The sequence below is a fragment of the Isachenkonia alkalipeptolytica genome, assembly GCF_009910325.1.
Taxonomy (GTDB): domain Bacteria; phylum Bacillota; class Clostridia; order Peptostreptococcales; family T1SED10-28; genus Isachenkonia; species Isachenkonia alkalipeptolytica.
The window spans coordinates 163,805-190,012 of sequence record NZ_SUMG01000001.1 but is presented as its reverse complement, the minus strand read 5'-3'; the positions used below and the strand labels follow the sequence as shown (position 1 = coordinate 190,012).

The following is a 26,208-nucleotide window of genomic DNA, read 5'->3' as shown; positions in this document are numbered from 1 at the left end:
CTATGCCTCCTTGTGCCTCCCTTGATTCAGGGCTATGATTGTTTTGTATTTTCCCCTTGCTCCGATTTCTTATCCTCCAAGTTCAGGCCCCAAAATACTTTCAAATCCGAAAAGCTTTGTCCGTTAATTACCTCTTTCCTTTCGATCCAGCCCTTTCTCGCAACTCCTATACCGTAGTCTACATGGTCAAAACCGGAAAGTTTATGGGCATCGGGATCGATAGTAATGGATATCCCCATGGTCTTGGCTTTTTTGCATTTTCTCCAGTCCAGATCCAGGCGATGGGGATTGCTGTTGATTTCCACAGCTACCTTGTTTTTCTGTAGAACCTTAAAGACCTGTTCCTCGTCGAAGTCACAACCCTCCCGGGACAACAACAACCGTCCGGTCATATGACCGAGGATTTTCGTATAAGGATTTTCAATGGCGCCGATCAGGCGCTTCGTCATCAAATCCCGGTCCATCTTCAAATTCGAATGCAGGGAGGCGATAATATAATCGAATTTTTCCAGCACCTCCTCTTCATAGTCCAGACTGCCGTCCTTTAATATATCGGATTCAATGCCCTTTAAAATTTTTATCTCCGGGTATTTTCCCCGAAGGCTCTCAATTTCCCGATGCTGTCTTTCTATATCCTTGGGTTTCAGGCCGTTGGCATAGTAGGCCGTCTGGCTATGATCGGAAATTCCGATATACTGAAAGCCCCGCTCCACAGCTTCCTGAACAATCTCTTCCACAGCGTTTATGCCATCACTGTAATGGCTGTGGATATGAAACAGTCCCTTAATGTCCTGTTTTTCCACCAGTGGGGGAAGTTCTCCGGCTTCCCCGGCCTCAATTTCCCCCTGATCTTCCCGAAGCTCCGGTGGAATCATGGGAAGGTCCAGCACCTTAAACACATCGGCTTCGGTTTTCGCCGGGATTCTCTCCTCCCCGTCAAAAATGCCGTATTCATTCATTTTCAGTCCTTTTTTCTTGGCCATCTGCCGTATTTTGGTGTTATGGGCCTTACTGCCGGTAAAATGATGGAGGGCGTAGGGAAATTCCGACTCCGTCACCAACCGTAAATCCACATTGATACCTAAATCCAGCCGGACACTGATCTTGGTCGCTCCTTGGGCAATGACCTCTTCCACCCGGGGAAAGGCAATGAAATAATCCCCCAGGGCCTTACGGTCCGTTTCCTTAACGGCGGCAAGAATATCCACATCCTTAATCACTTCTTTACGTCGCCGGAGACTGCCCGCTTCACTGAAACGAAGAACTCTTTCCTCTTGTTGAAAATAATCCCGCAATTCTTCCAGCACCATGATTCCCGTGGATACTAGGTATTTCCCCCGGTATTTTTTCAGGTTTTCGATGCCCTGAAGGATTTTTTCCTGGGTGGTTTTCCCAAAGCCCTTCAAGTCCGTTAACCGATTTTCCAAACAGGCATACTCCAGTTCTCCCAGCGTTTCAATTTCCAGCTTTTCATAGAGAACTTTAACTTTTTTCGGGCCCAGCCCCGGCACCTTGAAAAGATCAAACAGGGTTTGCGGAAACTCCTCTTTCAGTTCCTGGTAATATGTCATTTCTCCGGTGTTAATCAGTTCCGTTACATTTTCACTAAGACCTTTTCCGATTCCCGGAACCTTTCCCAGTTCCCTGCTTTTTACCAGTTCCTCCAGGTTCTGCTCCAGGTTTTCTATGCTTCGGGCTCCATTTTGGTAGGCTCGAATTTTAAAGGTATTCTCCCCTTTCAACTCCAGCATAAGCGCGATTTCCTCCAGGATTTTCGCCACCTCTTTTTTATCCATTTAACCCCCCCCTACTCTTTCATAATTTCCACGGGGTCTCCCACCTTGATGGCTCCCCCTTTAAGCACCGCCGTAAAGATCCCTTCTCTGGGCATTACACAATCCCCGGTTTTAAAATAAATTTCGCATTTGCTGTGACATTTTTTCCCGATCTGGGTAACCTCCTGAAGGGTCTCTCCGATTCGGACTTTCGTTCCCACCGGCAGTTCATGTAAAACCACCCCTTCCGTGGTGAGGTTTTCTGCAAACATCCCCGGGGTTAACTCCAGTCCGTCCTTTTTCATCGCATAGTCGATGCTTTCCTGAGCCAGTAAGCTTACCTGACGGTGCCACTTCCCTCCATGGGCGTCCCCTTCGATGCCGTGGTCCTTAATAAAAGTACCTTCCTTCACCGGGGTCTTTACCACCCCTTTTTTATCACTTACGTTGATGGATACCACTTTTGCCATGTTGTTTCCTCCTCGGTTTTTTCCAAAATATAAACGTCTCCTATTTCATCGGTTTGATAGCCGCCTAAGTTTTCAATTTTCTTTTTGAAACCCTCTTGTTGAATCAGATCAATGATTTCAAGGATTCTGGGATCCTCCAAGTATTTTTTCGAAAGCACCAGATCATAGTCCTCCCATTCGATGGGGATAAAATCCACATCCAGGGCCTTGGCCGCCGAGTACACTCCCAGGCCCACATCGGCGGTGTTATTAGCAACCGCCGCCGCCACGGCGGTGTGGGTGGTCAAAGCCCGGTCATAACCGGCGATGTCCCCCGAGGAAATCCCCAGTCTTTTCAGGTGATAATCCAGTAAAATTCGAGTCCCGGATCCTCTTTGACGATTAACAAACTCCACGCCTTCTCCGGCAAGGTCGGAAATACCGGTGATCCCTTTTGGATTTCCCTTAGGAACCATTAAGCCCTGGCTTCTTTTGACCAGCTTTATTATCCCCATGTCCCCTGCAGGAAAATGGGACTGAATCATTGCTTTATTGTAGCCGCCGGTTTCCTCGTCTAAAATATGCATCGGAGCCATATGGCACTCCCGGTTTTTCAGAGCCAAGATGCCTCCGAAACTACCCACATGAGCGGAAGAAAGCCCTGCGTCCCGTCGGTTCCATTGTAGCCGGTCGCTTAGGAGATCCATGACCACATCATGGCTTCCCACGGACACCAGAGTGTTTTCAATTTCCTTTAGTTCCTTCATCAGTTGAATACTTACGGCGGTTCCTTTTTCATAGCCCTCCAGCCCTTTGGGTATACGTAGGATCCCGTCGGCCTTAACCAGGGAAGTACTGACCCCCGCCCCTCGACTTAAGGGAGTAGCCACATAACTATCTTCCACTTTCCCCGCTTTGATACGGACAAACTCCTCATGCTTTAAGGAAGAGACGATTCTTCGAGACAGAGTGACGGTTAAGTTTTTTTCCGTGGTTGCTTTTCTTCCTGCTAAATCCTCGATTAAGGGCTGTACAAAATATTTAAAATCAATGAAAGCGGAGACGGGGTAGCCGGGGATGCCGATGACCGGTTTGTTTTGGATAAACCCCAGAATGATGGGCTTTCCGGGCTTAATGGCCACTCCGTGGATCAGCACCTCTCCCAGTTCCTTGATCAGATCCCCGGTAAAATCCTTGCTCCCCGCTGAGGATCCGGCGTTGATGACAAATACATCATTCTCCCGAACCCCCTGCAAAATTCTTTCCTTTAATAAATCATAATCATCCTCAGTAACGGGATAACGTTTCGAAGTGCCTCCCGCTTCTTCAATCATTCCTTCAAACAAATAGGAGTTGGAGTCGATGATCTTTCCGGGCTCCTGAGAGTCTCCCACATCAATAATCTCCGAACCCGTGGGCAGGATCCCCACCCGGGGTTTTTTATAAACTTCTATGGTTTCCACTTTTCCCGCCAACAAGGCGCCAATATCCATGGGTCGAAGCACATGGTTGGATGGGAGGATCAACTCACCCTTAACCACATCTTCTCCGATCTCTCGGATATGTTGTCGAGCAGGGGCACTGCTGCGGACTTCCACTTCGTTGGAGCTGACCTCCACCAGGTCTTCAATCATTATCACTGTATCGTAGGGATCTTTGACCCTCCCCCCCGTATTGATATAGACAAAATCCCGGTTTTTTTCCAAAATTACCGGGCGGGTCTCCGAGGCCCCCCGGGTCCTTTCCGACACGGCGGCAATGCCGTCCATGGCGGCGGCACTGTAGTTCGGTGAAGAATCCCGGGCAAACACCGGAGCAGCGGTGACACGGTTTAAGCCTGCTTTTGTATCCAGCAACTCGACTTGTCTTCCTATATTTCTTTTTACCATGGCCTGTTGATAGCCCTCCACGGCTTCTACAAACTCTGCACTTTTTAAATAAATATTTCGACTGTTTCGTTCCACGGCAAAACCCCCTTCAAATAATTAGTGGGTACATCCTTTATCAATCATTGTTATAAATTCCCATCCTTTTAGGTCAGCGGATACACCTTGACCGGATCCCCCTTATTCAGTCCTTCCTCATTATGGCCGATGACCACATAGCCCACGGCCCGGCTCATCATAGACAGGGTGCCGGATTTTCCGTACACCGGAGTCACATGGTTTTTTCCTTCTTCATTCTTTATGGACACCATAAAATAATGAGCCCGTCCCGCTGCGGAGGGAAAATTTCGATCCATCTCCCCAAGAACATAGGGAGCTTCGATTTTTGGTGTCTCATAAAGTTCTGTCAGGGTTTTTACTAAGACTTCATAGACCATCAATGCCGATACCGGCTGTCCCGGAAGGCCAAAGACCGCTTTTTTCCCGACCTTCCCGATAATCGTTGGTTTTCCCGGTTTCATGGATACCCCGTGGACAAAAACCCCGGGATCTCCCAGGGCGTTAATCACCTCTTTGGTATAATCCTTCTCCCCCATGGAGCTGCCTCCGGAAATCAATACCAGATCACAGTTTTTCAAAAACTCTTCCAGGGTCTCCTGCAACTTCCGACGCTGATCCGGCACCACGGCGGTTTGTTGCAAGGTGAATCCGTCCCGTTCCAAGGCGGCTCCCAGACTGTAACGGTTCATATCCCGAACCTCTCCGAGGCCGGGTAGCCGATGAATATCCACAATCTCGTCCCCGGTGGAAATCAGTCCTGCGGAAATCCTCTGATAAACCCGGACCTCCCCGACACCAAGGCCCGCCAACAGACCGATATCCTCGGTACGAAGCCGTTCACCCCTGGTAAATACCACGGCCCCTGCTTGGATGTCCTCTCCTTTTTGCAAAATATTCTCCTGATCCGATACACTATTTAGCACTCCGATGGTGTTTTCATCAAAGACTTCCGTATGCTCAATCATCACCACGGCATTTACCCCTTCGGGAACCATGCCCCCCGTGGGGATATAAGCACATTCCCCCGGGGCAATTTTTCCCGGAGCTTCCTTACCCATTTCCACGGTGAATTTCTTTTGTACATAAGCAGGTAGCGCTTCGCCGGCCCCTAAGGTGTCGGAATAGTGCACCCCGTAGCCGTCCACGGTGGAACGGTGAAATTCCGGTATGTTCTCATAGGAAATCACCTCCTGGGCCAAGACACGGTTTCGGGCCTCGGTAAGGGGTATTCTTTCGGTTTTTAAGGGAAAATCCTGAAATGCTTCCTTGATTTTTTTCTGAACCTGTTCTACGGTGTAAGTGCTGAGTAACTCCATATAAACCTCCCTGTTCTACCATTTATTTTTAATGATTCCTTTTTTACAAAACCTTCTATAAAGCTTCCATATCCTTAGGCATAGGGGCCTCTACCTGTATTTTTTTCCGGTACCGGGGCTGGAAGAACTCCAGGCTGAAGGCATGAAGGGCCTGTCTCGGAAAGCTTTCCTCTCCTTCATCTCCGTATAAGGTGTCCCCGATGATGGGATGGCCTATAGATCCTAGGTGTACCCGGATCTGGTGGGTTCTTCCGGTATACAGTCGAACATTTAACAACGTTCGGTTTTCTTTTCGCCGTAGAACCCGGTAACCGGTTTTCGAAATTTGCCCCCGGGAATCTATGATTCTACGGCCGCCGCTGTCTTCAGGGTTATAAATCGGCTCCTCAATCATCCCCTGATCTTCCTTTACTTTGCCGTGCACCCAGGTAAGGTAGCTCTTAGTCACTTGGTCCTCCTGCATCTGTTTCATTAAATCGAAATGGGCGAAGGGATTTTTCGCAATCACTAAAAGTCCTGAGGTGTTCATATCCAACCGGTTAACAAACCGTACCTTCATATTCAATCCGATCCGTTGGAAATAGTCCACCACTCCGTTGGTTAGGGTATCCTTATGATGGCCCTGGGTGGGATGGGTGACAATCCCCGGTTTTTTATTGATAATCAGTAGATCCAGATCCTCATAGGCGATCTCTAAATTCATGGGAACCGAAGGGTAGCTGTTGGGATCTTCTTCAAAATTCATCTCGATTTGATCCCCCCGGTAGATCCGGGTATGATAAGGGGCATACTCCCCATTCATTAATATTTGTCGTTTTTTTTTCATCTTGCTGAGCAATCTGCTGGAAATCCCGTAACGGTCTCTTAAAAAGTCCTTCAGAGTCCCGCCTTCCTCAGAGATTTCCACAATATGAGTTATGGTTGTGGCGCTTTGTTTTTTCGGATCCAGCATATAAATCCTCCAGTATATTTTTTTTCATACAATCCATCCTTATCATTATAATATGAATCCTTTGGATAAACAACCAATTCCCCGGGATCCCGAAGGAAAAAAGCCGGGTTCAGCCTATTAATTTTTACAATCCCCGGAGTTTTTATTGTTAATATTTCTTAAAAAGGGTATACTTTTAGGTAATAAGGAACTATGGAATAAGGAGTGATTCATTATCGGAAATAAAAAATTAGTGAACATTGTATACAACGAACTTCAGTTTTCCCAGGAAACTGCTAAATATTTGCGAAAAAAATTACAGGATATGAACTTTACCATTGCGGAAGATTTTGACGAAAATGCGGACCTTATCATCTGTGTGGGTGGAGACGGCTCCTTTTTGAAAGCCCTTCATGATTATGATTTTCCCAATATCCCCATCATCGGTATTAACACCGGTCATTTGGGATTTTTAGCGGAGGTGGATCCCGACGGCATCGACTATTTCCTCGAACGATACCAACGGGGAGAGTATACCACGGAGATCTCCCACCCGGTGGAGGCTTCTATTTGTACAAGAAACAGCTGTATTAAAAAAATGGGCGTGAATGAAATTGTCATTAAAGGAGATAAGTCCCGAACCATTCACCTGGACATTTCCGTAGATGATCAACTCCTTCAGCGCTTCAGCGGTGACGGAATATTGATTTCCTCCGCCCTGGGAAGTACGGCTTACAACTACTCCATCGGAGGCAGTATCGTAGATCCCCGTTTGAGCGTACTGCAGATCACACCCTTGGCACCGATAAACACCAATGCCTATCGCTCCTTTACTTCTAGCGTAATTCTCCCTCCCGATGCCCGGGTTAAGATCAGTCCTGAGTATCGCTTCGAGGACAATATCGTGATTGTTTGTGACGGAGTGGAACACCGCTACAGTAAAATTACCGAGGTAGATATTTATATTGCCGAGGAAACCATTGAAATGATCCGCTTGGAAAAAGGGAATTTTTGGAATAAAGTTATTGACAAGTTTTTGTAAATTCTATGAACTTAACCTAGGAGGTAATTTTCATGCCCCAATCAAAAATCTATGCAATTGCCCTATGTGAAGAAAAATGCAATGGCTGTACCAACTGTATTCGCGTATGTCCCACGGAAGCCATTCGGGTAAAAAATCAAAAGGCAAAAATTATAAAAAAACGATGTATCAACTGCGGACAGTGTATTTCCGTCTGTCCCCACAATGCCCTCACGGGGATCAGCGACAAACTGGAGGCTATCGAAGCCTATTCTTATAAAATTGCCTTAGTGGATCCTGTACTCTATGCCCAATTCAACGAAGATACCCTGAACCCTGAGGATATATTGAATAGAATTCGTCGTCTGGGCTTTGATATGGTCTATGAAGTTACTAGAAGTGCCCCGATTATTACGGATTTCACTAAGAAATTCATGGAAGAATCCCGAAATTTACCGGTGATCTCCTCCTCCTGTCCGGCAATTCTACGAACCATTCAAATTCGTTTCCCGGATCTGATCGATCACATCCTGCCTATGGACTCCCCTGCGGAAATTGCGGCGGAACTGGCCAAGGAGCGATTTGCGGAAAAAGAAAAGATTTCAAAGGAGGACATCGGAGCCTTCTACATCTCCACCTGTCCCGCCCGCTCCTTCAGTTTTAAAAACCCCATCGGCCGGGAAACTTCCAATGTGGACGGAACCCTTTCCATCAAAGATGTTTTTCTGAAAATCAGCGGTATGAAAAATAGCGATAAAAATACAATAACTGAGAGCTCTAAAGACTCTGAGTTTTATCCTAACGGAAAAGCCATCGGCTGGGCAAGACTGGGAGGCCAGAGTCAAGCCCTATCAATCAAAGAGTTTCTCGCCGTGGATGGGATTGAAAATGTGATCAGCATCCTAGAAGAAGTGGAGGATGACAAACTACAGCATCTGTCATTTTTAGAATGTCAGGCCTGTACCAACGGCTGTGTGGGAGGGAATTTTTCCATTGAAAACTCCTTTGTGGCCCGAAATCGAATACGGATCTTAGCGGAAAAGCACCAATCCTACGAATCAAAGCCTGTAACCGAAGAAAGCGAACGGTTTAAAATACAAAAGAAAATTCTCCCCTTTGAGATATCTTCCTTGGATGAGAATCTTTCTGAAGCCTTAGAAAAGATGGAAAAAATCAACAAAGTTCTGGAAACCCTGCCGAATATAGACTGCGGTGCTTGCGGTTCTCCTTCCTGTCGATCTCTGGCAGAGGATATTGTTATGGGTTATGCTTCCCATGAGGATTGTGTTGTGCTTTTGAAGAAAAAAGACTAGTTTTTACTCAAAACTTTTGGGTAAAAACTTATTAGTATGGAATTTTATCGATTGATCACTTACATTTAGGAGGGAAGTTTATGGCAAAACAGAAATCATTTTTCATGAAACAGGCCATGATGAGGAAAGTCCTTTTCGCTACCATACCGATTCTCATCGGAGCCACCTATTTTTTTGGATTAAGGACACTAACCTTAACCGCAGTAGTTACATTAACCGCAATTATTACGGAGTATTTATTTAAACGAAAGGACGGAAAACCGGTTAGCGAAGCGGTAATCGTATCCGCCGTATTATTTACCCTGGCGCTTCCCGTGGGCACCCCTTACTGGGTAGCTATGGTAGGTATTATTTTTGGAATTGTTTTCGCTAAGGAAGTCTTCGGCGGTTTCGGTCGTAACGTTTTCAATCCCGCCATCGCCGGACGGACTTTTATTTATGTTTCTTTTCCCGAATACTTGACCGCCACATGGAATTTACCCTCCCAATCCTTTCCCGGAGGTTTTACGAAGTACATTACGGATTCCATTGAAACGGTCTCCGGCGCCACACCCTTGGCTGCCATGGGAACTGCCGACGCCCCGGGATTATCGGAACTGATTATCGGTAATGTCTCCGGCTCCTTAGGAGAGACCAGTATAATCCTGATCCTTGTATCCGCGGTTTATTTGCTGGCTACGAAAACCGCGGACTGGAAGCTGATGGCCGCCCCTTTGGTGGGTTTTGTCGCTTTTAACAGCATTTTTTATATGATGGGTGTTGAGGGAGTTCCCGATCCGGTATTCGGTTTAACATCGGGAAGCATGTTGTTTCTTTCCGTGTTTTTTGTTACCGAGCCCATCAGTGCCCCGAAAACCACAGAGGCTAAATGGATTTATGGAATTCTGATCGGATTTGTGGCAATGATTATCCGAACTTACGGCATCTTCATCGCCGGCGGAATGTTCGCTCTGCTCATCATGAACACCTTCGCTCCGATTCTGGATGTAGCGGTTAAAGAACTGAAAGCAACGAAGTCAGAAAAAGGAGGGAATCCTGCATGAAAAAAATGAGTCCGAAACCTATTTTATTTATGATTGCTATTACCGTGGTTTTTACCGGTATCCTGGCAACCATCAACGAAATCACCGCAGAGCAGGTTGAACTTAACGAAGAGGCAGCGGAGCAGCGGTCCTTTTTAAATGTAGCGGATTTGGAGTATGAAGACCTCTCCGCCGAAGAGGTCACAGAGCTTTTCGAAGAAACCTTTACGGAAATCACTGTGGCGGGACGGGATTTATACGAAGTTCACCCAAACGATGAACTCTTAGGTTATGTGTATCCCATGGCTGACAGCGCCGTATGGGGAGAGATCCGTGGGATCATTGGCATTCACCGAGATTTTGAATACCTTTTAGGTGTGGAATTTTTGTCCCATAACGAAACGCCCGGCCTGGGTGGTAGAATTGAAGAAGAGGAGTTCAAAGAACAATTTCGCGAACTTGACATCTCCGATGTGGAAGGGGATAACTTCGTTGATTATGAAGGGGAGATCGACGCCATATCCGGAGCTACCGGTACTTCCAATGCCGTAAGAGATATTATAAATGATCATCTTTATGAGTTTATCAACGAAGTAAAGGAGGAGTTATAATGATTAAAGGCGTAAAGAATATTTTTAAAAACGGAGTTTTCCAAGATAATCCGGTTTACCGTCAAATCCTGGGGATCTGTTCCGCCTTAGCAGTAACCAATCTATTAATCAACTCCCTTGCTATGAGTCTCGGTTTAATCTTTGTAACCTCATTTTCGAGTCTTACGGTATCCCTGCTTCGAAATCACACGCCGGGTCATGTTCGAATGATGGTACAAACCTTGATTATTTCCTCTTATGTAATTATTGTAGATATTGTCCTGAAAGCCTATTTCCCCGCCATGAGTGACGCCTTAGGCCCCTATGTGGGACTGATTATTACCAACTGTATTATCATGGGCCGCTGCGAGGCTTTCGCCCAAAACAATAAACCCCTGCCCTCTTTTTTAGATGGCATTGCTTCAGGGCTTGGGTATACCTTAGTTTTGATGTCCATTGCCCTTTTTCGGGAGTTCCTGGGCTTTGGAACCTTTTTCGGTATAGGTGTGGTAGGAGACTGGTGGACCAATTGGATTTTCATGATCATGCCTCCGGGAGCCTTCTTCATGCTGGGAATCATCCTATGGGTTGCGAATACTTACGTTCCCACTAAGGAAGAAAAAATGGGAGGTGCTCAATAATGGATATTAATCCGATGACGATTCTGATCGCTTCAATCTTTACCAACAATATGATTTTAGCTAATTTCCTGGGGATGTGCTCCTTTATTGCGGTATCCAAGGAAATTAAAACCTCTTTGGGTCTCGGTCAGGCGGTAACCTTTGTCCTAACCGGAACCTCTGTGATCAACTACTTAGTCTATACCTATTTGTTAGAACCTTTCGGCCTGGAATACCTTCGTTTTATTGTATTCATCATTACCATTGCCGCTTTTGTCCAGTTAGTGGAAATGGTCATTGAGCGTTACGTTCCCACACTGTATTATTCCCTGGGAATATTCCTGCCCTTGATCACGGTGAACTGTGCTATCTTAGGGGTCTCCTTATTTATGGTTATTCGGGAGTATACCCTGCTACAATCCCTAGCCTTCGGCATCGGTTCCGGACTGGGATGGACTTTAGCCATTGTAGCCTTGGCGGCGATTCGACAAAAAATTAAAAATGCCCCAATACCAAAAGGATTGCAAGGAGCCGGGGTTACCTTGATTATTACGGGACTGATGGCCTTAGCTTTTATTGGCTTATCCGGTGTCGTTACAATACAATAACGGAGGTGATCCAATGACAAATATACTGACAACCATCTTGATTATAACCGGTATAACTACGACCTTAGCCATACTGATTACCTTTGCCAATGCCTTTATCGCCGATTACGGCGAAAAGAAAATTCTCATCAACAATGATAAGGAGTTTATTGTAGAAGGGGGCAAAAGTATTCTTGGAGCCCTAGTGGATAATAAAATCTTCCTTCCCTCGGCCTGTGGAGGAAAGGGAAGCTGCGGTTACTGTAAAGCAAAAGTCATCGAAGGCGGCGGTCCGGTTCTTGCCACAGAACTTTCTTATCTTACCGAGGAGGATAAGGCAAACGGTATCCGCCTTACCTGTCAGGTAAAGGTTAAAGAGGATATGAAAATTGAAATCCCCGAAGAGCTGTTTAACGTCAAGCAGTTTGAAGGTAAAATCGAGTTTTCCAAGGACTTGACCGATAAAATCAAATATTTACGAATCAAAATCACCGATGGACAGGAAATCGATTTTAAGCCGGGACAGTATGTCCAGCTTTTAGCGCCTCCCTATCCCGGGAATGCAGAAGAGGTTTTCCGAGCCTACTCCGTTGCTTCTTCTCCTGATCATAAAGATTATATTGATCTGATCATTGGTTATGTAGAGGAAGGCTTAGTTACCACCTATGTCCATGAACACTTGTCTGAAGGAGATGAAGTCATCTTTAACGGACCCTTCGGAGATTTTTATTTGAACGAGGACTCGAGCAGTGATATCTATATGGTGGCGGTGGGAACTGGAATGGCCCCCCTTCGAAGCATCCTTCATTATATGAATGAACATAACATCGAGCGCCGGGTTCGGTACTACTTTGGTGCCCGTAAACCCGAGGACCTGTTCATGGTGGAGGAAATGGAAAAACTGGAAGAAGAAATGTATGATTTTGAATTCATCCCCGTCCTTTCCCGAGCGGAAGAAGGCGAATGGGATGGAGAAACCGGAAGAGTTACGGATCTTGTAGATAAATATTTGGAAGATAAGGCGGAAAGAGAGTGCGAAGCCTATCTCTGCGGTAGCGCACCGATGATTGACTCTACGGAAAAAGCCTTAGTGAAAAAAGGATTAAAAGAAGACAAGGTCTTCTATGATAAATTCGATTAGTTTCTTTATAACAAGTTTATCAATATCCGAAAAAAAGGTTGCCCACTATTATAGGGCAACCTTTTTTAGTTATAAGTTTTTCATTCGGGAACCCCGAACTCCCGAACAAACTCAATGCAAGTCTTTAATCTTCCTATACCCTTATTTACTCAAAGCCTTTTCAAAGGCCAGTAAAAACTCCCGGATTTCCTTCTCGCGGATGATTAAGGGTGGCAGGAGTCTCAGCACATTTTTTGCCGTAATATTGATCAATACCTGCTCCTCTAAAAAGTTCCTCTTCAACTTTGCGGGATCGATTTTCAAATCAACTCCCATCATCAGTCCTTTACCCCGAATTTCTCCAAGGCTTTCGGGATGTTTTTTTTGCAGATTTTCAAGACCCAGCTGCAAGAACCGGCCTTTCTCCTCTACTTCCATCAGAAAATCCTCATCAATGATTTCCAACACTTTCCTTCCCAAAGCTGCGCCTAAAGGACTGGGTCCAAAGGTGGTGCCATGGTCCCCCGGCTTAAAATAACCGTCAATATTCTTATGAACCAGCATTCCACCCAGGGGACTTCCGCCCCCCACTGCCTTGGCAAAGATCACTAGATCCGGAATCACACCGTAATGCTGGTAGGCAAAGAACTTTCCGGTTCTGCCGATGCCGGTTTGGATCTCATCCATGCAAAGAACCACATCGTACTTTTCACAAAGCTCGGAAATTCTTTTCATCTCCTCCCGGGAAAGCACTTCTATACCTCCGCTGCCGCTGATCGGCTCTAAGATCATCCCTACGGGTTCCTTCTTATCAAACAGTTCCTCTAAGTTTTCTAAGGCCTCTCTTGAGTTTTCATACACCGGGTAATCGATAACAGGAAAGTCCTGGGCGACGGAGGGGATTTTCGTTAGGCCAAGGGCCCCTAAGGTCCTGCCGTGAAAACTCCCCGAAAGGCAGACAATGCCCCGTTTACCTTTTTTCTTCCCGATTTTGTACAGGTATTTAACCGCGGCTTCCACCCCTTCCGTTCCGGTATTTGTATAAAACACCTTCCCGGGAAAACTCCTTGAAACCAGAGCTTCCCCTAAGGCAATGCCCTGTTTGCAGTAAAAGAAGTTCGAGATATGAAGGTATTTCTCCAACTGGTTTTTCCCTGCCTCCACCACCTCAGGGTGACAATGCCCCAAGGCATTGACCGCAAGTCCCGAGAACATATCCAAGTATTTCTTCCCTGAATCATCATATAGATAGCAGCCCTCTCCGTGACTGACAACGACAGGCATGCGATTGTAGGTATTCAGCAAGATGTTTTCTTCTCTATCGATCCATTTTTCCATTGTCTTCCTCCAGACTAAAGGCTTCTCCGATCCGTCGAATCACCTCTTTTTCGTACCGGGAATCCACCACCCAACTGATACTGATCTCCGAGGTGGTGACCATTTTTATCGGAATCCGGTTTTCCGCCATGGTCTGAAAAACCTTGGCGGCTACTCCGGAATGTGAGCGCATCCCCAGTCCCACTACGGAGATTTTTGCAATATCTTCATTAATATCCATAATATCCATTTTGGTATGGGGATTGACCCCCTCCCACTGTTCTATCAATTTTCGGCCCCTTTCCCGATCGGCTTTAGGAAGGGTGAAACTGACATTCATTAAATCCCCTTTGACCACCGTTTGAGAGATCATATCCACATTGATGTTTTCTTCTCCCAACCGGGAAAAAAGATTGTACAAATGATCCGTTGTTGGATCCAGCTGATGAATGGTAATTTGCACATCCTCCAAACTGGAGGTGATGCCGGTAATGACTGCTTCTTCCATTTTTTCCTCCTTGTCTTCGATCATGGTACCGGGTTGATCGGAAAAAGTGGAGGCCACATACAGGGGAATTTTATATTTTCCCGCTAACTCCACGGCTCGGGGATGAATAACCCCCGCTCCCAGGCTGGACATCTCCATCATTTCCTGATAGCCGATATTTTCAATTTTTCTTGCCTTGGGAAGTTTTCCCGGATCCCCGGTGAAAATCCCTTCCACATCGGTGTAGATCTCGCATCTTGCCTGAAGGATACAGGCCAGCGCCACGGCGGAGGTGTCGGAACCTCCCCTTCCTAAGGTGGTGTAATCCTGTTGTTCATTTATTCCTTGAAATCCCGCCACCACAATAACCTCATAGTCTTCAAAGGCGGCGAGGATTTTTTCTTGATCAATTTTTTTTATTTTCGCATTTTGATGGAGTGCCGTAGTTTCAATCCCTAGTTGATAACCGGTATAGGATATGGCACGACAGCCCCGATCAATTAATGCCATGGTCAGTAAGGAAATTGACGTTTGTTCTCCTGTAGCCAACAGCATGTCCATTTCTCTTGGAGAGGGTTTTTCCGTTATCCCCTGGGCGAGACTGATCAGGTCATTAGTGGCGGATCCCATGGCTGAAAGCACCACCAAAATTTTATATCCTTCTTCGTTTTTTTTTCGGATTTTCTCTCCCACGGCTTTGATTTTTTCCAGACTTCCCAGGGAGGTCCCCCCGTATTTTTGAACCAGAATTTTCATGGGAATTACTCCTCGGACAAGGATCGAAGGGCGGCTACGATCTCCGTCTTCCCCTTTGTCTGATCATCCAAGGTTTTAATGGTCTTCGCCGGCATGCCTGCCACCACGGTGCCCGGGGCTACGTCTTTGGTAACCACCGCCCCCGCGGCGACCACCGCTCCTTTACCTATCCGAACCCCTTCCAGGATTACGGCATTAGCTCCTATAACCACGTTGTCTTCAATCACTACGGGATCTGCCGAAGGCGGTTCAATGACCCCGGCAATCACGGCTCCCGCACCGATGTGACAGTCGGCGCCGATGGTTCCTCGACCGCCGATGACCACATTCATATCCACCATGGTCCGCTCACCGATCACGGCTCCGATATTGATAGTGGCTCCCATCATAATCACCGCATTTTCTCCGATGGTCACTTTCTCCCGAATAAGGGCTCCCGGCTCTATCCGGGCTTTCTGGGAAGGATAATCCAGAAGAGGCACCCCGGAAAAGCATCGATCGCTTTCCACCCGGTACCGCTCAATTTTGTTTTTTTCCTTTTCTAAAAATTTTTCTACCTCTTTCCAGTCTCCGAACAGGATTCCGGAATTTTTTTCAAAGTAAACTTCAATATCATAATTTTCCTTCGGAATATTTATCAAATCTCCCGCAAGGATTACCTTCACCGGAGTTTTTTTCTCGCTGTTAGAAATATAATCAATAATTTCCTGTGCATTCATTGGTTCCATTGTTTCGTCTCCTTTATTTTGGTTTTTTGATCCTTTCTTTAACCATTGGTTTATTCTTCACTCCAAAGGTGATTTTTCAAATTTTTATTATCACTCTTCCCTTTGGTTCAATACATCTTCCATTCCATAGCGTCCGGGGCCTTTGTTTATCAGAAATTTTCCCGCCTTTAAGGCGCCTCCCGCAAAAACCTTTCGATCCATGGCTTCATGGGATAGGGTGATCTGTTCCATATCATCGATAAAGTGCACATGATGGACTCCCTTAATATCCCCGCCTCTTAGGGCATGGACTCCGATTTCCCCCGTCTCCCGGGGACATTCCCCCTCCCGGCCGTAGGTGATTTTCCGCTTCTCTCCAAGTCCTTCTTCCAGGGAATGAACCAGGGTTTTGGCACTGCCCGAGGGGGCATCCTTCTTTCTTCGGTGATGGGTCTCTACAATTTCAATGTCCACACTGCTTCCTAAGGCCTTGGCACTTTGCTTTACCAAGGAAAACAGCAGATTCATTCCGATAGAAGTGTTGGAGGCTTGAAGCACGGGAATTTTTTTTGATGCCAAGTCAATCTCCTGCTGCTGTTTTTCACTGAATCCCGTTGTGGCCACTACCACCGGGGTTTTGGTTTTCAGTGCAAAGCCCAAGAGTTTTTCCAGGCTTGAAGGATGGGAAAAATCAATAATTACATCCATATCTTCATCCAGTTTATCCAGGTCGGTTTTTGAATCCACCCCTTGGATTGCTGTCCAGTACTCCTCCTGTTCGGCCAAGGCTTCCATATTTCTTCCCATGGTACCGCTAATGCCCCAAATCAGTAATTTCATCGACTTCACCTCGGATCCTTTTGTTGCTTTTCCGTTGCTTCCCTAAGGGGTAGCCCGTAATTTTCCATCTCACGAATAAGGTTCAGCCTCGCCCCTTCACTAAGGGGAGTCAGGGGAAGCCGGAGTTCATTCAGGGCCATACCCATCAGAGAGATTGCCGCCTTAATCGGTATGGGGTTTACTTCAGCGAAGACCTGATGAATCAACGGAAGCATTTCCGTCTGTTTTTTCACAGCGGATTTTAAGTCTTCCTGTACCACAGCTTCGCATAGTTCCTGGACTTGATCGGGAATGATGTTTGCCACGACGGAAATCACGCCATGGCCCCCCGAAGCAAAAATCGGCAGGATTTGGTCATCGTTTCCCGAATAAATTTTAAAATTCTCGGGAACTCGCCTTTTAATTTCCAAGACCTGACCCAAGTCTCCCCCCGCTTCTTTGATCCCAACAACCTTAGGAATTTTACTTAGTTCTTCCACGGTTTCCGGTTCAATGTTCACATTGGTTCGGGAAGGCACATTGTAGAGAATAATCGGTAAATCCACCTGTTCTGCAATTCCTTTGAAATAAGCCTTTAATCCTTCCTGGGTGGCTTTGTTGTAATAGGGGGTTACCAGTAGCAGTCCGTCGGCTCCCAGTTCTTGTCCTTGCTTGCTAAAACTTACGGCTTTTTCATAGTCGTTGGAGCCGGCCCCTACAATCACCGGGACTTTTCCCCTGGCTTTTTCCACAGTTTTTAGAATTAAGGCTTCCCGTTCCTCAAACGACAGAGTGCTGGCTTCTCCCGTAGTTCCCAGTACCACAATTCCTTGGGTTTTGGATTGTAGCTGAAAATCCAATAATTTTTCGAAACTTTCCATATCCACCTTTCCACCTTTAAACGGGGTGGCAATGGCCACTGCTGATCCTGTAAACATAATTATAGCCTCCTTATTTTTGTATGAGTATGATTTTACTCCTTTTGAATTTTTACCTACTCTTTAAAATTCACCATGAACTGCCTATCTTCCTTGTCTTCCAATCGGATAATATCCGTTCCTACGGGAAATTACCGTACCTTCTTTAGTTTCTCCATATGTGTCAAAATCCCTACTCCATTGGTTGCAGCTCCCTTTCGAAGATTATCCGCTACCACCCAAAGAGCCAGCCCCTTGGGGTTAAACAGATCCTTACGGATCCTTCCGACAAAAACTTCATCCCGATCATGGGCATCAAACACCGTAGGATATACCAAATCTCCGGGCTTATCCATCAGTACCAGTCCCTGGGTTTTCTCAAAAATTTCCCGTACTTCCTGGAGATCCGGAGCTTTTTCAAATTCTGCATAAATTGCCTCGCTGTGTCCGTTGATCACCGGTACTCGTACCGTAGTTACCTGCACTGGAAGCGTAGGTTTATTTAGAATTTTTTGAGTTTCATAGACCATTTTCAGTTCCTCTTTGGTATAGCCGTTATCGTAAAACACATCAATATGGGGAATGCAGTTTCCCGCAATAGTCTTTGGATAAGTTCTCGGCTCCCGCTGGGGATCCGCTAACTGTTCCTGCAACTCCTGCATCCCGGCCGATCCGCTTCCGGAAACCGCCTGATAAGTAGCAACGTTGATTTTGGTTAAACCATAAACCTCATTTAGGGGACTGAGGGCTGCCACCATCTGTATCGTGGAGCAGTTGGGGTTTGCTACAATTCCTTGATAACCCTTTAAAATATCCCCATTGATTTCCGGAACCACCAGGGGGATTCCCTCGGTCATTCGCCACTGGGAGGAGTTGTCAATCACCGTATTCCCCGACTTTGCTGCAATGGGAGCATAGTGTTCGGATACCTCCCCGCCGGCGGAAAATAATAAATAATCAAACTCCTCTTGCATGGCCTCTTCCGTTAATTGTTCCACAGTAATATCCCGATCCTGAAAGGAAATTTTCTCTCCCTGGGACTTTTTCGATGCAAACAGGCGTAAAGATTGGATATCCACCCTTTGTTCCGTTAAAACCTGTAGGATTTTTCGCCCTACATTCCCTGTCCCTCCAACAATACCGATTTTTAAACTCATGTTATTGCCTCCCTCTCTTTAATATCTTTTATTAAATTTGTTATTCCTATTCTGTATACCCGGCTTTTTTTCCAAAAACGAAAAAACTCCCGGAAACCGGGAGTTTGGTATACGCTGACAAATCCTCCGCTAAGCTCTTTTTTTAAAAAACTTCGCGAATATTATCAAAGCAATAATAGCCCCCCATGGAATCCCATGACAGTGATAAGATTATTCACCTTATCCCCAGTCTTTAAGGTTCAGCCTCCCTTAAAAACTTCGGCACCGTTTCCTTTCTTCGAAACTTGAGTCGCTTAACCCCTTATTTTCGAATACTGATTTAAGTGCACCTCTATTTGTTATTCAATTATAATGTTTAGTAGTATATCATATTTAGCTCCAAAGTCAAAATTTTTTTTGAAAATTAGTCGGACTTATTTCTTAATCGTATCGTACAAGCTCACACGGCGATTTTTTCGGGTTGGAAGTTCCCCCCGTACCTGATGAAGGTAATCAATGTCCAGTTCCCGATATAAAAATCCTTCTTTTTCCTCCAACTCATCCAAAATCCTTCCCCAGGGATCCACAATCATACTGTGACCATAGGCCTGATAGGAAGCCTTGGAGTTTCTTGCGGGAGAGACCGCGGCGACATAGACCTGATTATCCAGAGCTCTGGATCGCATCAACAACTCCCAGTGGGCGGGGCCCGTGGTGGTATTAAAAGCTCCGGGAATGACCACCAGCCTTGCCCCTTCCTTCTCCATTATCTGGAATAGTTCCGGAAAGCGAACGTCGTAACAAATGGCGATACCGATTTTACCAAATTTTGTATCCAGCACTGTAATTTCCTCTCCCGGAGAAAGCACATCGGACTCTTTGAAAGTGATTTTTCCAGGGATATCAATATCGAACAAATGAATTTTCCGGTGTTTTCCCAGGAGCTCCCCCTTCGACCCGAAAACATAGGTGGTGTTATAAATTTCTTTTTCTCCTTCCCCCTGCTCCGGTATGGATCCTGCGATAATCATCACACCCTGTTCTTTCGCCAATTTTTGAATTTTTAACGTGGTGTCTCCCCCATAGGCTTCGCTAAATTCCGGAAAGTAGCTGTTATCGTAGGGGGTGTTGAACATTTCTGGAAGAATAATGATATCCGGCTGATATTTCCTTATTCCCCGGGCAATCATTTCCTCAGCTTTTTCCAAGTTCATTTTTTTATCCTCTTCGACCATCATCTGACATCCCAGTACTTTTACGGTTTTCATTTTTTTTCCTGCCTTTCTCTTTTTAAGGATTTTTTACCGGTTCTTCTGTGGGTCTTTGCTCTCGGGTGTTGAGTTTTTTTGTAGAAATTCCAAGGTCTTTATGGTATGATTATACATGAATTTATTGCCTTTTATGTACCATCTTATTAAATCCTTAGGAGGAATCATCCATGACCCATATTTTCTTTGTCATTTTCTTTGTATCCTATATGCTGTTCATCGCCTTAACTTTTCCGCTCCACTATTACTATGGAAAGAAAGGACCGAAGGATAAAAAGCGGAATCTGGTTTATAAAATCAACAGAAGCTTATCCAAAAACATTGTCCGTTTCAGCGGTTGTGATTTGGAAATCATCGGAAAAGAGAACATTCCCGATCAGGCGGCGCTTTACGTGAGTAATCATCAAAGCTATATGGATATACCGCTCCTGGTTCACGTGCTGGATCAGCCCTTGGGCTTTGTGGCGAAAAAAGAACTTCGAAAAGTGCCGATCATCGGTAAATGGATTTACTTTACGGAAAGTGTTTTCATCGATCGTAAGGATATCCGTCAATCCCTACGGGCCATTAATGATGCGTCAAAAAAAATCAAAGACGGTCATTCCATGGTAATTTTCCCTGAAGGCACCAGAAGTAAGTCTTCCGAGATGAATCCCTTCAAACCGGGAAGCTTGAAAATTGCAGAAAAAGCTAAGTCCTACGTAGTGCCGGTGACCATCATCGACTCATACAAACTTTACGAAGGCAACAAGAGCCGTGTTCGACCCGCGAAGGTTAAGATTGTGATCTCTAAACCTCTGCCCCCTCAGGAAAAGGGACAGGAGAAGACTTCCGACAACACAGTGACGGTACTCAATACCCTGAAAGAAAATTTAAAAGAACATCAAATATCCTAACCCCTATTCTAAAGCCCCTCGCAAATCCGAACCTCCCGGCCATGAGCATTAAAACATGAAGACCGGGAGGTTTTTTTCCTTTCTAATAACCCTTATCCAAGTTCACCAGGTTTTTTAAGGTTTCCCCTCTGCTGAATTTCTCCGCATTCTCATAAATCGTATCAAATCTCCGCTGATTCCGCATTTCCGAAACCCAGGAATTATGGGGGGTAATGATTACGTTTGCAAAATCCCACAGGGGACTGTCTTCCCTCAAGGGTTCTTCCTCCACCACATCCAAGGCCGCCCCTTGGATGGACTCCTGCTTCAGATGCTCAATCAACGCCGGCTCTTCCACAACACTTCCTCTGGAAACATTGATTAGATAGGCCTTGGGATTCATAGCCGCTAAGGCCCCATCATCGATTAAATGATGGGTCTCATCGGTATAGGGAATGGTCAGCACAACCACGTCGCTGTGCTTTAACACCTCGTAGAGATCTTTTATGGGATAGCATTTATGAAAGTACTCCACGTCCCGTCCCCGGGTATTGACCCCGGTAATTTCCACGCCGAATCCTTGAAGTCGTTTAGCCCCTTCCACGGCAATACTTCCGGTTCCGATGAAGCTTACCCGCTTATTATAAAGCTCTATCAGGGACGTATCCATTTTCCACTGCTTCTGTTGCTGTTGATGATAAAAAGTCTTACTGTTCTTAAAGAGCTCCAGAATTTTCATCACGATGAACTCTCCCATGGGAATACTGTATCCCCCTTTGTTGTTGGTCAGTAGAATCCCCTGATCCTTCACCTTTTCCAAAGGCACCTGATCGATTCCAATACTGGATAGTTGAATCCATTTAAGATTTTTCATCTTTCCAATATCCAAGGTGGAAAAGGGACTGTAGCAGATCAGCGCTTCCACGTCCTCTAATTCTTCATCATATACCAGGTCCCGCTCCTTCCGGAATATAATCTCGTAACCGAGATTTTTAATACTCTGCATCTTCTTTTCTCCATAGTCGTAAGTAAACAGTGCTTTCATAATATCCCTCCCGTCAATTCTCTTCAGTTTATACCCTAAAAGCCCTCTTCTAAAAAGAAAACTACAATGGAGTTCCATGATTCTTCTTTTTTTGTTATTCTTTCCGACGAGAATCTGTGCTAAAATCAAAGAAAGTCTTTAACCTGGGAGGAAAACCATGCTCTATCGAATCAAGCAGTTTTTCCGGGGGGTGTTTGCCAAGGTCACCCCGGAGGAGCAAGTCTTTCTAAAAGCCTATTTAACCAAGGGAGAAGCCCTTCTCTTTCGCCGTCTCCGGGTAGGGGAACAGCGCCACAGTCTTAATATCGCCTATGATTGTTTGAAGGAAGCCCCTAAGAACCGGATTTTAATCAAAGCCGCCCTGCTCCATGATGTGGGGAAAATCAACAGCAATCTGACATTGGTCCACAAAGCCTTGGTGGTGGTGATTACGAAACTTCCAATCCCCAAAAGAATGTTACCGAAGTTCTTACAGAAAGCTTTGTATTATAAGCAGCAGCACCCGGCTCTGGGAGCTGAGCTCCTTAACAATGTAGGAACTGAGGCTTCCGTGGTCTTTCTGACCCGGCATCATCATCGGGACTTTTCAACAAATCCGATTCCCCTCAAGGCCTACCCAAAACTTGGAGAAGGATTTAACGAAAACTCCCTTGGAGATCTATTGAAAACCCTGGAGCTGTTGCAAAAAATCGACGAAAAAAATTAAGGGGAGCAGGCTCCCCTTAATTCTTGTCTTTTAAGACTGTTTTATAACCGTTTGGTCTTACTCTTTGATCCTGTCTCTAGTCTAAATCCTTTTTATAAATATCCTTTAACACCACACCGGTATTCCGGTCTTCGATTTTTCCAATGGACCATTCATTTTGCAGGATGATGGCGGGATTTCCCTCATGATCTTCCACTAACATACTATCCATGGTGGCATTAAAGCGGTCGGGATCATAGCCCTCCATTTCGATCCATCGAATGTAGCGGTGAGGCATACTTTCCATAATGATATCCACACTGTACTCATTTTTCAGTCGGTATTCCAGTACCTGAAATTGCAGTACCCCTACTACACCAACGATGTACTCCTCAATACCGATATTCGGTCTCTTAAAGACCTGGATCGCCCCTTCCTCGGCTAACTGCTGAATTCCTTTTAAGAACTGTTTACGTTTCATGGAATTCTTCGGAATGATTTTCGAAAAATGCTCCGGCGGGAACACCGGTATTTTTTCATATTTCAAAGAAGGGTCCGCCTCCGACAAAGTATCGCTGATCTTAAACAGTCCGGGATCATGGAGACCGATAATATCTCCGGGATAGGCGGTGTCCACGATCTCCCGGTCCTGGGCAAGAAACTGTTGGGGCTGAGCCAGACGAATTTTCTTCCCGGTTCTTGAATTGTATACGGACATGCCCTTTTCAAACTTTCCGGAACAGATTCGAATAAAGGCCAGGCGGTCCCGATGGGCGGGATTCATGTTCGCCTGGATTTTGAAAATGAACCCGGAAAAATTCGGATCCTCCGGAGGAATCAACCCCTGATTACTGTTCCTTGCCTCCGGTTTATAGGTCAGTTTTAAAAAGGATTCCAAAAAAGGCTCCACACCGAAATTGGTCATGGCACTTCCGAAAAACAGAGGGGTCAACTCCCCGTTTTGCACCTTATCATGATCAAAATCATCCCCTGCCATGTCCAAGAGCTCCACTTCATCCTTCAGGCGTTGATAGTAATCGGCGCCGAGGATATCCGCCAGTCCCTCGTCGTCAAGGTCCTTGCTGACAATCTTTGCGATGTTCTGTCCATGATCCCCGTCCTGGTACAGCTCAATCCGTTTTTTCTGTCGATTGTACACCCCTTTGAAATCTCCGTCGGTACCGATGGGCCAGTTCATGGGGTAGGACTGAATTCCAAGGACCTTTTCGATCTCTTCCATCAGTTCGAAGGGGTCCTTCCCCGCCCGGTCCAGTTTGTTGATAAAGGTAAAAATCGGAATGTTTCGGTCCTTACAAACCCGAAATAGCTTCTTTGTTTGAGGTTCCACCCCTTTGGCGCAGTCAATGACCATTACCGCACTGTCTGCCGCGGTTAGGGTTCGGTAAGTATCCTCCGAGAAATCCTGGTGGCCGGGAGTATCCAAAATATTGATACAGGCACCATCATAATTGAACTGCATCACACTGGAGGTCACCGAGATCCCCCGCTGCTTTTCAATTTCCATCCAGTCAGAAACCGCATGTTTTTGGGTTTTTCTCGACTTTACAGACCCGGCTAACCGGATGGCTCCTCCGTAAAGGAGAAACTTTTCCGTCAGTGTGGTTTTTCCCGCATCGGGGTGGGAAATGATTGCAAAGGTTCTTCGTTTATTGATTTCTTTTATAAAATTTTTATCCATCATAACATCTCCAATAGTTTATTACATCCAGTATTTTTAACGGGCCAGGATCTCTATAGCGGTCTTGAAAATTTTCTCATCGGTCAGACCGTATTTCTCCAATAATTCCGCCGGTTTCCCCGACTCTCCGAAGGTATCCTCCACGCCGATGCGTTTTAAGGGTACGGGCATGTTTTCCGATAAAACTTCCGCCACGGCGGATCCCAGACCTCCGATGATATTATGTTCCTCAGCGGTGATTACGGCTCCGGTTTCCTCAGCAGCCTTAATGATTATGTCCCGGTCAATGGGCTTGATGGTATGAAGGTTTAGAACTCTTGCCTCTACCCCTTTTTCCTCCAACTTTTCCGCGGCTTTTAAGGCTTCATGGACCATTAGGCCCGCAGCGATAATGGTAAGATCGCCCCCCTCTTTTAGGGTAATGCCCTTTCCGATTTCAAAGTCATAGTTTTCATGATCGTTGATCACCGGTACCCCGGAACGTCCCAGTCGTAAGTAAACCGGACCGTCAAACTCCGCAATTTTTTTAACCGCGGTCATGGCTTCCACTCCGTCCGAGGGAACGATGACCGTCATATTGGGGATGGTCCGCATGCAGGCGATGTCCTCCAAGGCCTGATGAGAAGCGCCGTCTTCCCCTACGGTGATCCCTGAATGGGTGGCGCAGATTTTAACATTCAGTCTCGGATAACCGATGGAGTTTCGAATGATCTCAAAGGCTCTTCCCGAGGCAAACATGGCAAAGGAACTGGCAAAGGGGATTTTCCCCGTGGTGGACAGTCCCGCAGCCAATCCGATCAGATTCTGCTCCGCCACCCCCACGTTAAAAAACCGATCCGGATAAGTTTCTCCAAAACCTGCAGTTTTTGTGGACTTTGAAAGGTCTGCGTCAAGGACCACCACTTTCTCATTTTCTTTTCCCAGTTCTACTAAGGCTTTTCCGTATCCTTCTCTTGTGGCCATCATTTTACTCATGATCCAACCCTCCCAACTCTGTCATTGCCTGATCCCGTTCTTCTTTGTTCGGAGCTTTGCCGTGCCATCCCGCCTGATCTTCCATAAAGGAGACGCCTTTTCCTTTTACGGTTCTGGCAACGATCATTGTGGGTTTATCCTTCGTTGTTTTAGCAATAGCCAAAGCTTCTAAAATTCCCTTGAAATCGTGACCGTCAACAGTCAATACGTTCCACCCGAAGGCTTTAAACTTATCCGTAACCGGGTGTACTCCCATAACTTCTTCATTGGGTCCGTCAATTTGCAGTCCGTTATAATCCACAAAGGCCGTAAGGTTATCCAGTTTATAGTGAGGGGCCGCCATAGCCGCCTCCCAGACAATTCCTTCCTGCAGTTCGCCGTCTCCCAGAAGGGCAAAAACCCGGCTGCCGGAGTTGTCGGTTCTCAGCCCTAAAGCCATTCCTACAGCCGTGGAAAATCCCTGTCCTAAAGAACCTGTGGACATATCCACTCCGGAAATGTTTTTCATCTCCGGATGTCCCTGGAGTATGCTTCCGATTTTTCGAAGCTCCCAGAGCTGACTTTTCGGAAAAAAACCTTTTTCCGCCAAGGCCGCATACAGTACCGGCGCAGCATGGCCCTTAGAGAGCACAAACCGATCTCGATCCCTCCATTCGGGATTCTTCACATCCACATTCATTTCCTGAAAATACAAAGCACTGACAATCTCCACGGCGGACAGGGAGCCCCCGGGGTGACCGGATCCCGCTTTATATAGCATTTCCACAATGTCCCTACGAAGGGTTGTGGCCTTTTGTTGAAGCATTTCCTGATTCATGATTTTCATAACCTC

25 protein-coding genes and 1 riboswitch are annotated in these 26,208 nt (G+C 46.0%); of the genes, 9 read left to right on the top strand and 16 right to left on the bottom strand.

Annotated features, from left to right (window positions below):
- Positions 1 to 32: 32 nt before the first annotated feature.
- The 5 genes from polX to ISALK_RS00890 all read right to left on the bottom strand — a co-directional run bounded on the left by polX (position 33) and on the right by ISALK_RS00890 (position 6,438).
- Positions 33 to 1,796, bottom strand: coding sequence for a DNA polymerase/3'-5' exonuclease PolX (gene polX / locus ISALK_RS00910; protein ID WP_160718354.1), 1,764 nt, complete (start codon positions 1,794 to 1,796; stop codon positions 33 to 35).
- 11 nt (positions 1,797 to 1,807) lie between these two features.
- Positions 1,808 to 2,245: an MOSC domain-containing protein gene (locus tag ISALK_RS00905; RefSeq protein ID WP_160718353.1), complete on the bottom strand. Its 438-nt coding sequence runs from the start codon at positions 2,243 to 2,245 to the stop codon at positions 1,808 to 1,810.
- Positions 2,218 to 4,188, bottom strand: coding sequence for a molybdopterin biosynthesis protein (locus ISALK_RS00900; RefSeq protein WP_160718352.1), 1,971 nt, complete (start codon positions 4,186 to 4,188; stop codon positions 2,218 to 2,220). Before ISALK_RS00900 ends, ISALK_RS00905 begins: the two co-directional genes overlap by 28 nt.
- Before the next feature lie 68 nt (positions 4,189 to 4,256).
- The gene (locus tag ISALK_RS00895) at positions 4,257 to 5,486 is read right to left on the bottom strand and encodes a molybdopterin molybdotransferase MoeA (RefSeq protein ID WP_160718351.1); all 1,230 of its coding nucleotides are present in this window, start codon (positions 5,484 to 5,486) and stop codon (positions 4,257 to 4,259) included.
- 55 nt (positions 5,487 to 5,541) lie between these two features.
- Entirely contained in the window at positions 5,542 to 6,438 is an 897-nt protein-coding gene (locus ISALK_RS00890) for an RluA family pseudouridine synthase (RefSeq protein ID WP_160718350.1), read from the bottom strand.
- Between the two features lie 232 nt (positions 6,439 to 6,670).
- Here ISALK_RS00890 and ISALK_RS15480 point away from each other — a divergent pair, with 232 nt between their 5' ends.
- The 7 genes from ISALK_RS15480 to ISALK_RS00855 all read left to right on the top strand — a co-directional run bounded on the left by ISALK_RS15480 (position 6,671) and on the right by ISALK_RS00855 (position 12,711).
- A complete protein-coding gene (locus ISALK_RS15480; protein WP_371723320.1) occupies positions 6,671 to 7,459 on the top strand; it encodes an NAD(+)/NADH kinase in 789 nt (262 codons plus the stop codon).
- 32 nt (positions 7,460 to 7,491) lie between these two features.
- Positions 7,492 to 8,751, top strand: coding sequence for a [Fe-Fe] hydrogenase large subunit C-terminal domain-containing protein (locus ISALK_RS00880; RefSeq protein ID WP_160718349.1), 1,260 nt, complete (start codon positions 7,492 to 7,494; stop codon positions 8,749 to 8,751).
- 80 nt (positions 8,752 to 8,831) lie between these two features.
- Positions 8,832 to 9,794, top strand: coding sequence for an RnfABCDGE type electron transport complex subunit D (locus ISALK_RS00875; protein ID WP_160718348.1), 963 nt, complete (start codon positions 8,832 to 8,834; stop codon positions 9,792 to 9,794).
- Complete coding sequence (locus tag ISALK_RS00870) at positions 9,791 to 10,384, top strand: RnfABCDGE type electron transport complex subunit G (RefSeq protein WP_160718347.1); 594 nt, start codon at positions 9,791 to 9,793, stop codon at positions 10,382 to 10,384. The genes ISALK_RS00875 and ISALK_RS00870 overlap by 4 nt, the downstream gene beginning before the upstream one ends.
- Complete coding sequence (locus ISALK_RS00865) at positions 10,384 to 11,004, top strand: NADH:ubiquinone reductase (Na(+)-transporting) subunit D (RefSeq protein WP_160718346.1); 621 nt, start codon at positions 10,384 to 10,386, stop codon at positions 11,002 to 11,004. The genes ISALK_RS00870 and ISALK_RS00865 overlap by 1 nt, the downstream gene beginning before the upstream one ends.
- Complete coding sequence (locus tag ISALK_RS00860) at positions 11,004 to 11,591, top strand: NADH:ubiquinone reductase (Na(+)-transporting) subunit E (RefSeq protein ID WP_160718345.1); 588 nt, start codon at positions 11,004 to 11,006, stop codon at positions 11,589 to 11,591. Before ISALK_RS00865 ends, ISALK_RS00860 begins: the two co-directional genes overlap by 1 nt.
- Positions 11,592 to 11,604: 13 nt before the next feature.
- On the top strand, positions 11,605 to 12,711 hold the full coding sequence (locus ISALK_RS00855; protein WP_160718344.1) for an NADH:ubiquinone reductase (Na(+)-transporting) subunit F: 1,107 nt from the start codon (positions 11,605 to 11,607) through the stop codon (positions 12,709 to 12,711).
- A gap of 141 nt (positions 12,712 to 12,852) precedes the next feature.
- On the opposite strand, the gene ISALK_RS00850 is transcribed toward ISALK_RS00855, so the two are convergent.
- From ISALK_RS00850 to ISALK_RS00820, 7 genes are all read right to left on the bottom strand, one after another.
- Positions 12,853 to 14,028: an aspartate aminotransferase family protein gene (locus ISALK_RS00850; protein ID WP_160718343.1), complete on the bottom strand. Its 1,176-nt coding sequence runs from the start codon at positions 14,026 to 14,028 to the stop codon at positions 12,853 to 12,855.
- Complete coding sequence (locus ISALK_RS00845) at positions 14,009 to 15,250, bottom strand: aspartate kinase (protein ID WP_160718342.1); 1,242 nt, start codon at positions 15,248 to 15,250, stop codon at positions 14,009 to 14,011. The genes ISALK_RS00850 and ISALK_RS00845 overlap by 20 nt, the downstream gene beginning before the upstream one ends.
- 5 nt (positions 15,251 to 15,255) lie before the next feature.
- Positions 15,256 to 15,978: a 2,3,4,5-tetrahydropyridine-2,6-dicarboxylate N-acetyltransferase gene (gene dapD, locus ISALK_RS00840; protein ID WP_160718341.1), complete on the bottom strand. Its 723-nt coding sequence runs from the start codon at positions 15,976 to 15,978 to the stop codon at positions 15,256 to 15,258.
- A 90-nt stretch (positions 15,979 to 16,068) separates the two neighbouring features.
- Complete coding sequence (dapB, locus tag ISALK_RS00835) at positions 16,069 to 16,797, bottom strand: 4-hydroxy-tetrahydrodipicolinate reductase (RefSeq protein WP_160718340.1); 729 nt, start codon at positions 16,795 to 16,797, stop codon at positions 16,069 to 16,071.
- Between the two features lie 5 nt (positions 16,798 to 16,802).
- On the bottom strand, positions 16,803 to 17,714 hold the full coding sequence (gene dapA, locus ISALK_RS00830; protein ID WP_160718339.1) for a 4-hydroxy-tetrahydrodipicolinate synthase: 912 nt from the start codon (positions 17,712 to 17,714) through the stop codon (positions 16,803 to 16,805).
- A gap of 131 nt (positions 17,715 to 17,845) precedes the next feature.
- Positions 17,846 to 18,850 carry an aspartate-semialdehyde dehydrogenase gene (locus ISALK_RS00825; RefSeq protein WP_160718338.1) on the bottom strand — a complete coding sequence of 335 codons (1,005 nt, stop codon included), beginning with the start codon at positions 18,848 to 18,850 and terminating at the stop codon, positions 17,846 to 17,848.
- Positions 18,851 to 19,018: 168 nt separating this feature from the next.
- A riboswitch (Lysine riboswitch) is annotated at positions 19,019 to 19,192 on the bottom strand.
- A gap of 71 nt (positions 19,193 to 19,263) precedes the next feature.
- Positions 19,264 to 20,097 carry a carbon-nitrogen hydrolase family protein gene (locus ISALK_RS00820; protein ID WP_160718337.1) on the bottom strand — a complete coding sequence of 278 codons (834 nt, stop codon included), beginning with the start codon at positions 20,095 to 20,097 and terminating at the stop codon, positions 19,264 to 19,266.
- 170 nt (positions 20,098 to 20,267) lie between these two features.
- Here ISALK_RS00820 and ISALK_RS00815 point away from each other — a divergent pair, with 170 nt between their 5' ends.
- A complete protein-coding gene (locus tag ISALK_RS00815; protein ID WP_160718336.1) occupies positions 20,268 to 20,993 on the top strand; it encodes a lysophospholipid acyltransferase family protein in 726 nt (241 codons plus the stop codon).
- A gap of 82 nt (positions 20,994 to 21,075) precedes the next feature.
- On the opposite strand, the gene ISALK_RS00810 is transcribed toward ISALK_RS00815, so the two are convergent.
- Positions 21,076 to 22,017 (bottom strand): phosphoglycerate dehydrogenase, encoded by a 942-nt coding sequence (locus ISALK_RS00810; RefSeq protein WP_160718335.1) that lies wholly within the window; start codon positions 22,015 to 22,017, stop codon positions 21,076 to 21,078.
- A 157-nt stretch (positions 22,018 to 22,174) separates the two neighbouring features.
- On the opposite strand from ISALK_RS00810, the gene ISALK_RS00805 reads away from it, so the two are divergent.
- Positions 22,175 to 22,723 carry an HD domain-containing protein gene (locus tag ISALK_RS00805; protein ID WP_160718334.1) on the top strand — a complete coding sequence of 183 codons (549 nt, stop codon included), beginning with the start codon at positions 22,175 to 22,177 and terminating at the stop codon, positions 22,721 to 22,723.
- Positions 22,724 to 22,799: 76 nt separating this feature from the next.
- On the opposite strand, the gene ISALK_RS00800 is transcribed toward ISALK_RS00805, so the two are convergent.
- Genes ISALK_RS00800 through ISALK_RS00790 form a run of 3 tightly spaced genes read right to left on the bottom strand, consistent with a single transcriptional unit; the run spans position 22,800 to position 26,202 of the window.
- The gene (locus tag ISALK_RS00800) at positions 22,800 to 24,401 is read right to left on the bottom strand and encodes a peptide chain release factor 3 (protein WP_371723314.1); all 1,602 of its coding nucleotides are present in this window, start codon (positions 24,399 to 24,401) and stop codon (positions 22,800 to 22,802) included.
- Between the two features lie 36 nt (positions 24,402 to 24,437).
- A complete protein-coding gene (locus tag ISALK_RS00795; protein ID WP_160718332.1) occupies positions 24,438 to 25,376 on the bottom strand; it encodes a transketolase family protein in 939 nt (312 codons plus the stop codon).
- Positions 25,369 to 26,202: a transketolase gene (locus ISALK_RS00790; protein ID WP_160718331.1), complete on the bottom strand. Its 834-nt coding sequence runs from the start codon at positions 26,200 to 26,202 to the stop codon at positions 25,369 to 25,371. Before ISALK_RS00790 ends, ISALK_RS00795 begins: the two co-directional genes overlap by 8 nt.
- Positions 26,203 to 26,208 lie beyond the last annotated feature (6 nt).

Coding starts and splice junctions, on each gene's coding strand:
- polX (WP_160718354.1), bottom strand. CDS start 1,796: ATGGATAAAAAAGAGGTGGCGAAAATCCTGGAGGAAATCGCGCTTATG.
- ISALK_RS00905 (WP_160718353.1), bottom strand. CDS start 2,245: ATGGCAAAAGTGGTATCCATCAACGTAAGTGATAAAAAAGGGGTGGTA.
- ISALK_RS00895 (WP_160718351.1), bottom strand. CDS start 5,486: ATGGAGTTACTCAGCACTTACACCGTAGAACAGGTTCAGAAAAAAATC.
- ISALK_RS00890 (WP_160718350.1), bottom strand. CDS start 6,438: ATGCTGGATCCGAAAAAACAAAGCGCCACAACCATAACTCATATTGTG.
- ISALK_RS00880 (WP_160718349.1), top strand. CDS start 7,492: ATGCCCCAATCAAAAATCTATGCAATTGCCCTATGTGAAGAAAAATGC.
- ISALK_RS00875 (WP_160718348.1), top strand. CDS start 8,832: ATGGCAAAACAGAAATCATTTTTCATGAAACAGGCCATGATGAGGAAA.
- ISALK_RS00870 (WP_160718347.1), top strand. CDS start 9,791: ATGAAAAAAATGAGTCCGAAACCTATTTTATTTATGATTGCTATTACC.
- ISALK_RS00865 (WP_160718346.1), top strand. CDS start 10,384: ATGATTAAAGGCGTAAAGAATATTTTTAAAAACGGAGTTTTCCAAGAT.
- ISALK_RS00860 (WP_160718345.1), top strand. CDS start 11,004: ATGGATATTAATCCGATGACGATTCTGATCGCTTCAATCTTTACCAAC.
- ISALK_RS00855 (WP_160718344.1), top strand. CDS start 11,605: ATGACAAATATACTGACAACCATCTTGATTATAACCGGTATAACTACG.
- ISALK_RS00850 (WP_160718343.1), bottom strand. CDS start 14,028: ATGGAAAAATGGATCGATAGAGAAGAAAACATCTTGCTGAATACCTAC.
- ISALK_RS00845 (WP_160718342.1), bottom strand. CDS start 15,250: ATGAAAATTCTGGTTCAAAAATACGGGGGGACCTCCCTGGGAAGTCTG.
- dapD (WP_160718341.1), bottom strand. CDS start 15,978: ATGGAACCAATGAATGCACAGGAAATTATTGATTATATTTCTAACAGC.
- dapB (WP_160718340.1), bottom strand. CDS start 16,797: ATGAAATTACTGATTTGGGGCATTAGCGGTACCATGGGAAGAAATATG.
- dapA (WP_160718339.1), bottom strand. CDS start 17,714: ATGTTTACAGGATCAGCAGTGGCCATTGCCACCCCGTTTAAAGGTGGA.
- ISALK_RS00825 (WP_160718338.1), bottom strand. CDS start 18,850: ATGAGTTTAAAAATCGGTATTGTTGGAGGGACAGGGAATGTAGGGCGA.
- ISALK_RS00820 (WP_160718337.1), bottom strand. CDS start 20,097: ATGAAAACCGTAAAAGTACTGGGATGTCAGATGATGGTCGAAGAGGAT.
- ISALK_RS00815 (WP_160718336.1), top strand. CDS start 20,268: ATGACCCATATTTTCTTTGTCATTTTCTTTGTATCCTATATGCTGTTC.
- ISALK_RS00810 (WP_160718335.1), bottom strand. CDS start 22,017: ATGAAAGCACTGTTTACTTACGACTATGGAGAAAAGAAGATGCAGAGT.
- ISALK_RS00805 (WP_160718334.1), top strand. CDS start 22,175: ATGCTCTATCGAATCAAGCAGTTTTTCCGGGGGGTGTTTGCCAAGGTC.
- ISALK_RS00800 (WP_371723314.1), bottom strand. CDS start 24,401: ATGGATAAAAATTTTATAAAAGAAATCAATAAACGAAGAACCTTTGCA.
- ISALK_RS00795 (WP_160718332.1), bottom strand. CDS start 25,376: ATGAGTAAAATGATGGCCACAAGAGAAGGATACGGAAAAGCCTTAGTA.
- ISALK_RS00790 (WP_160718331.1), bottom strand. CDS start 26,202: ATGAAAATCATGAATCAGGAAATGCTTCAACAAAAGGCCACAACCCTT.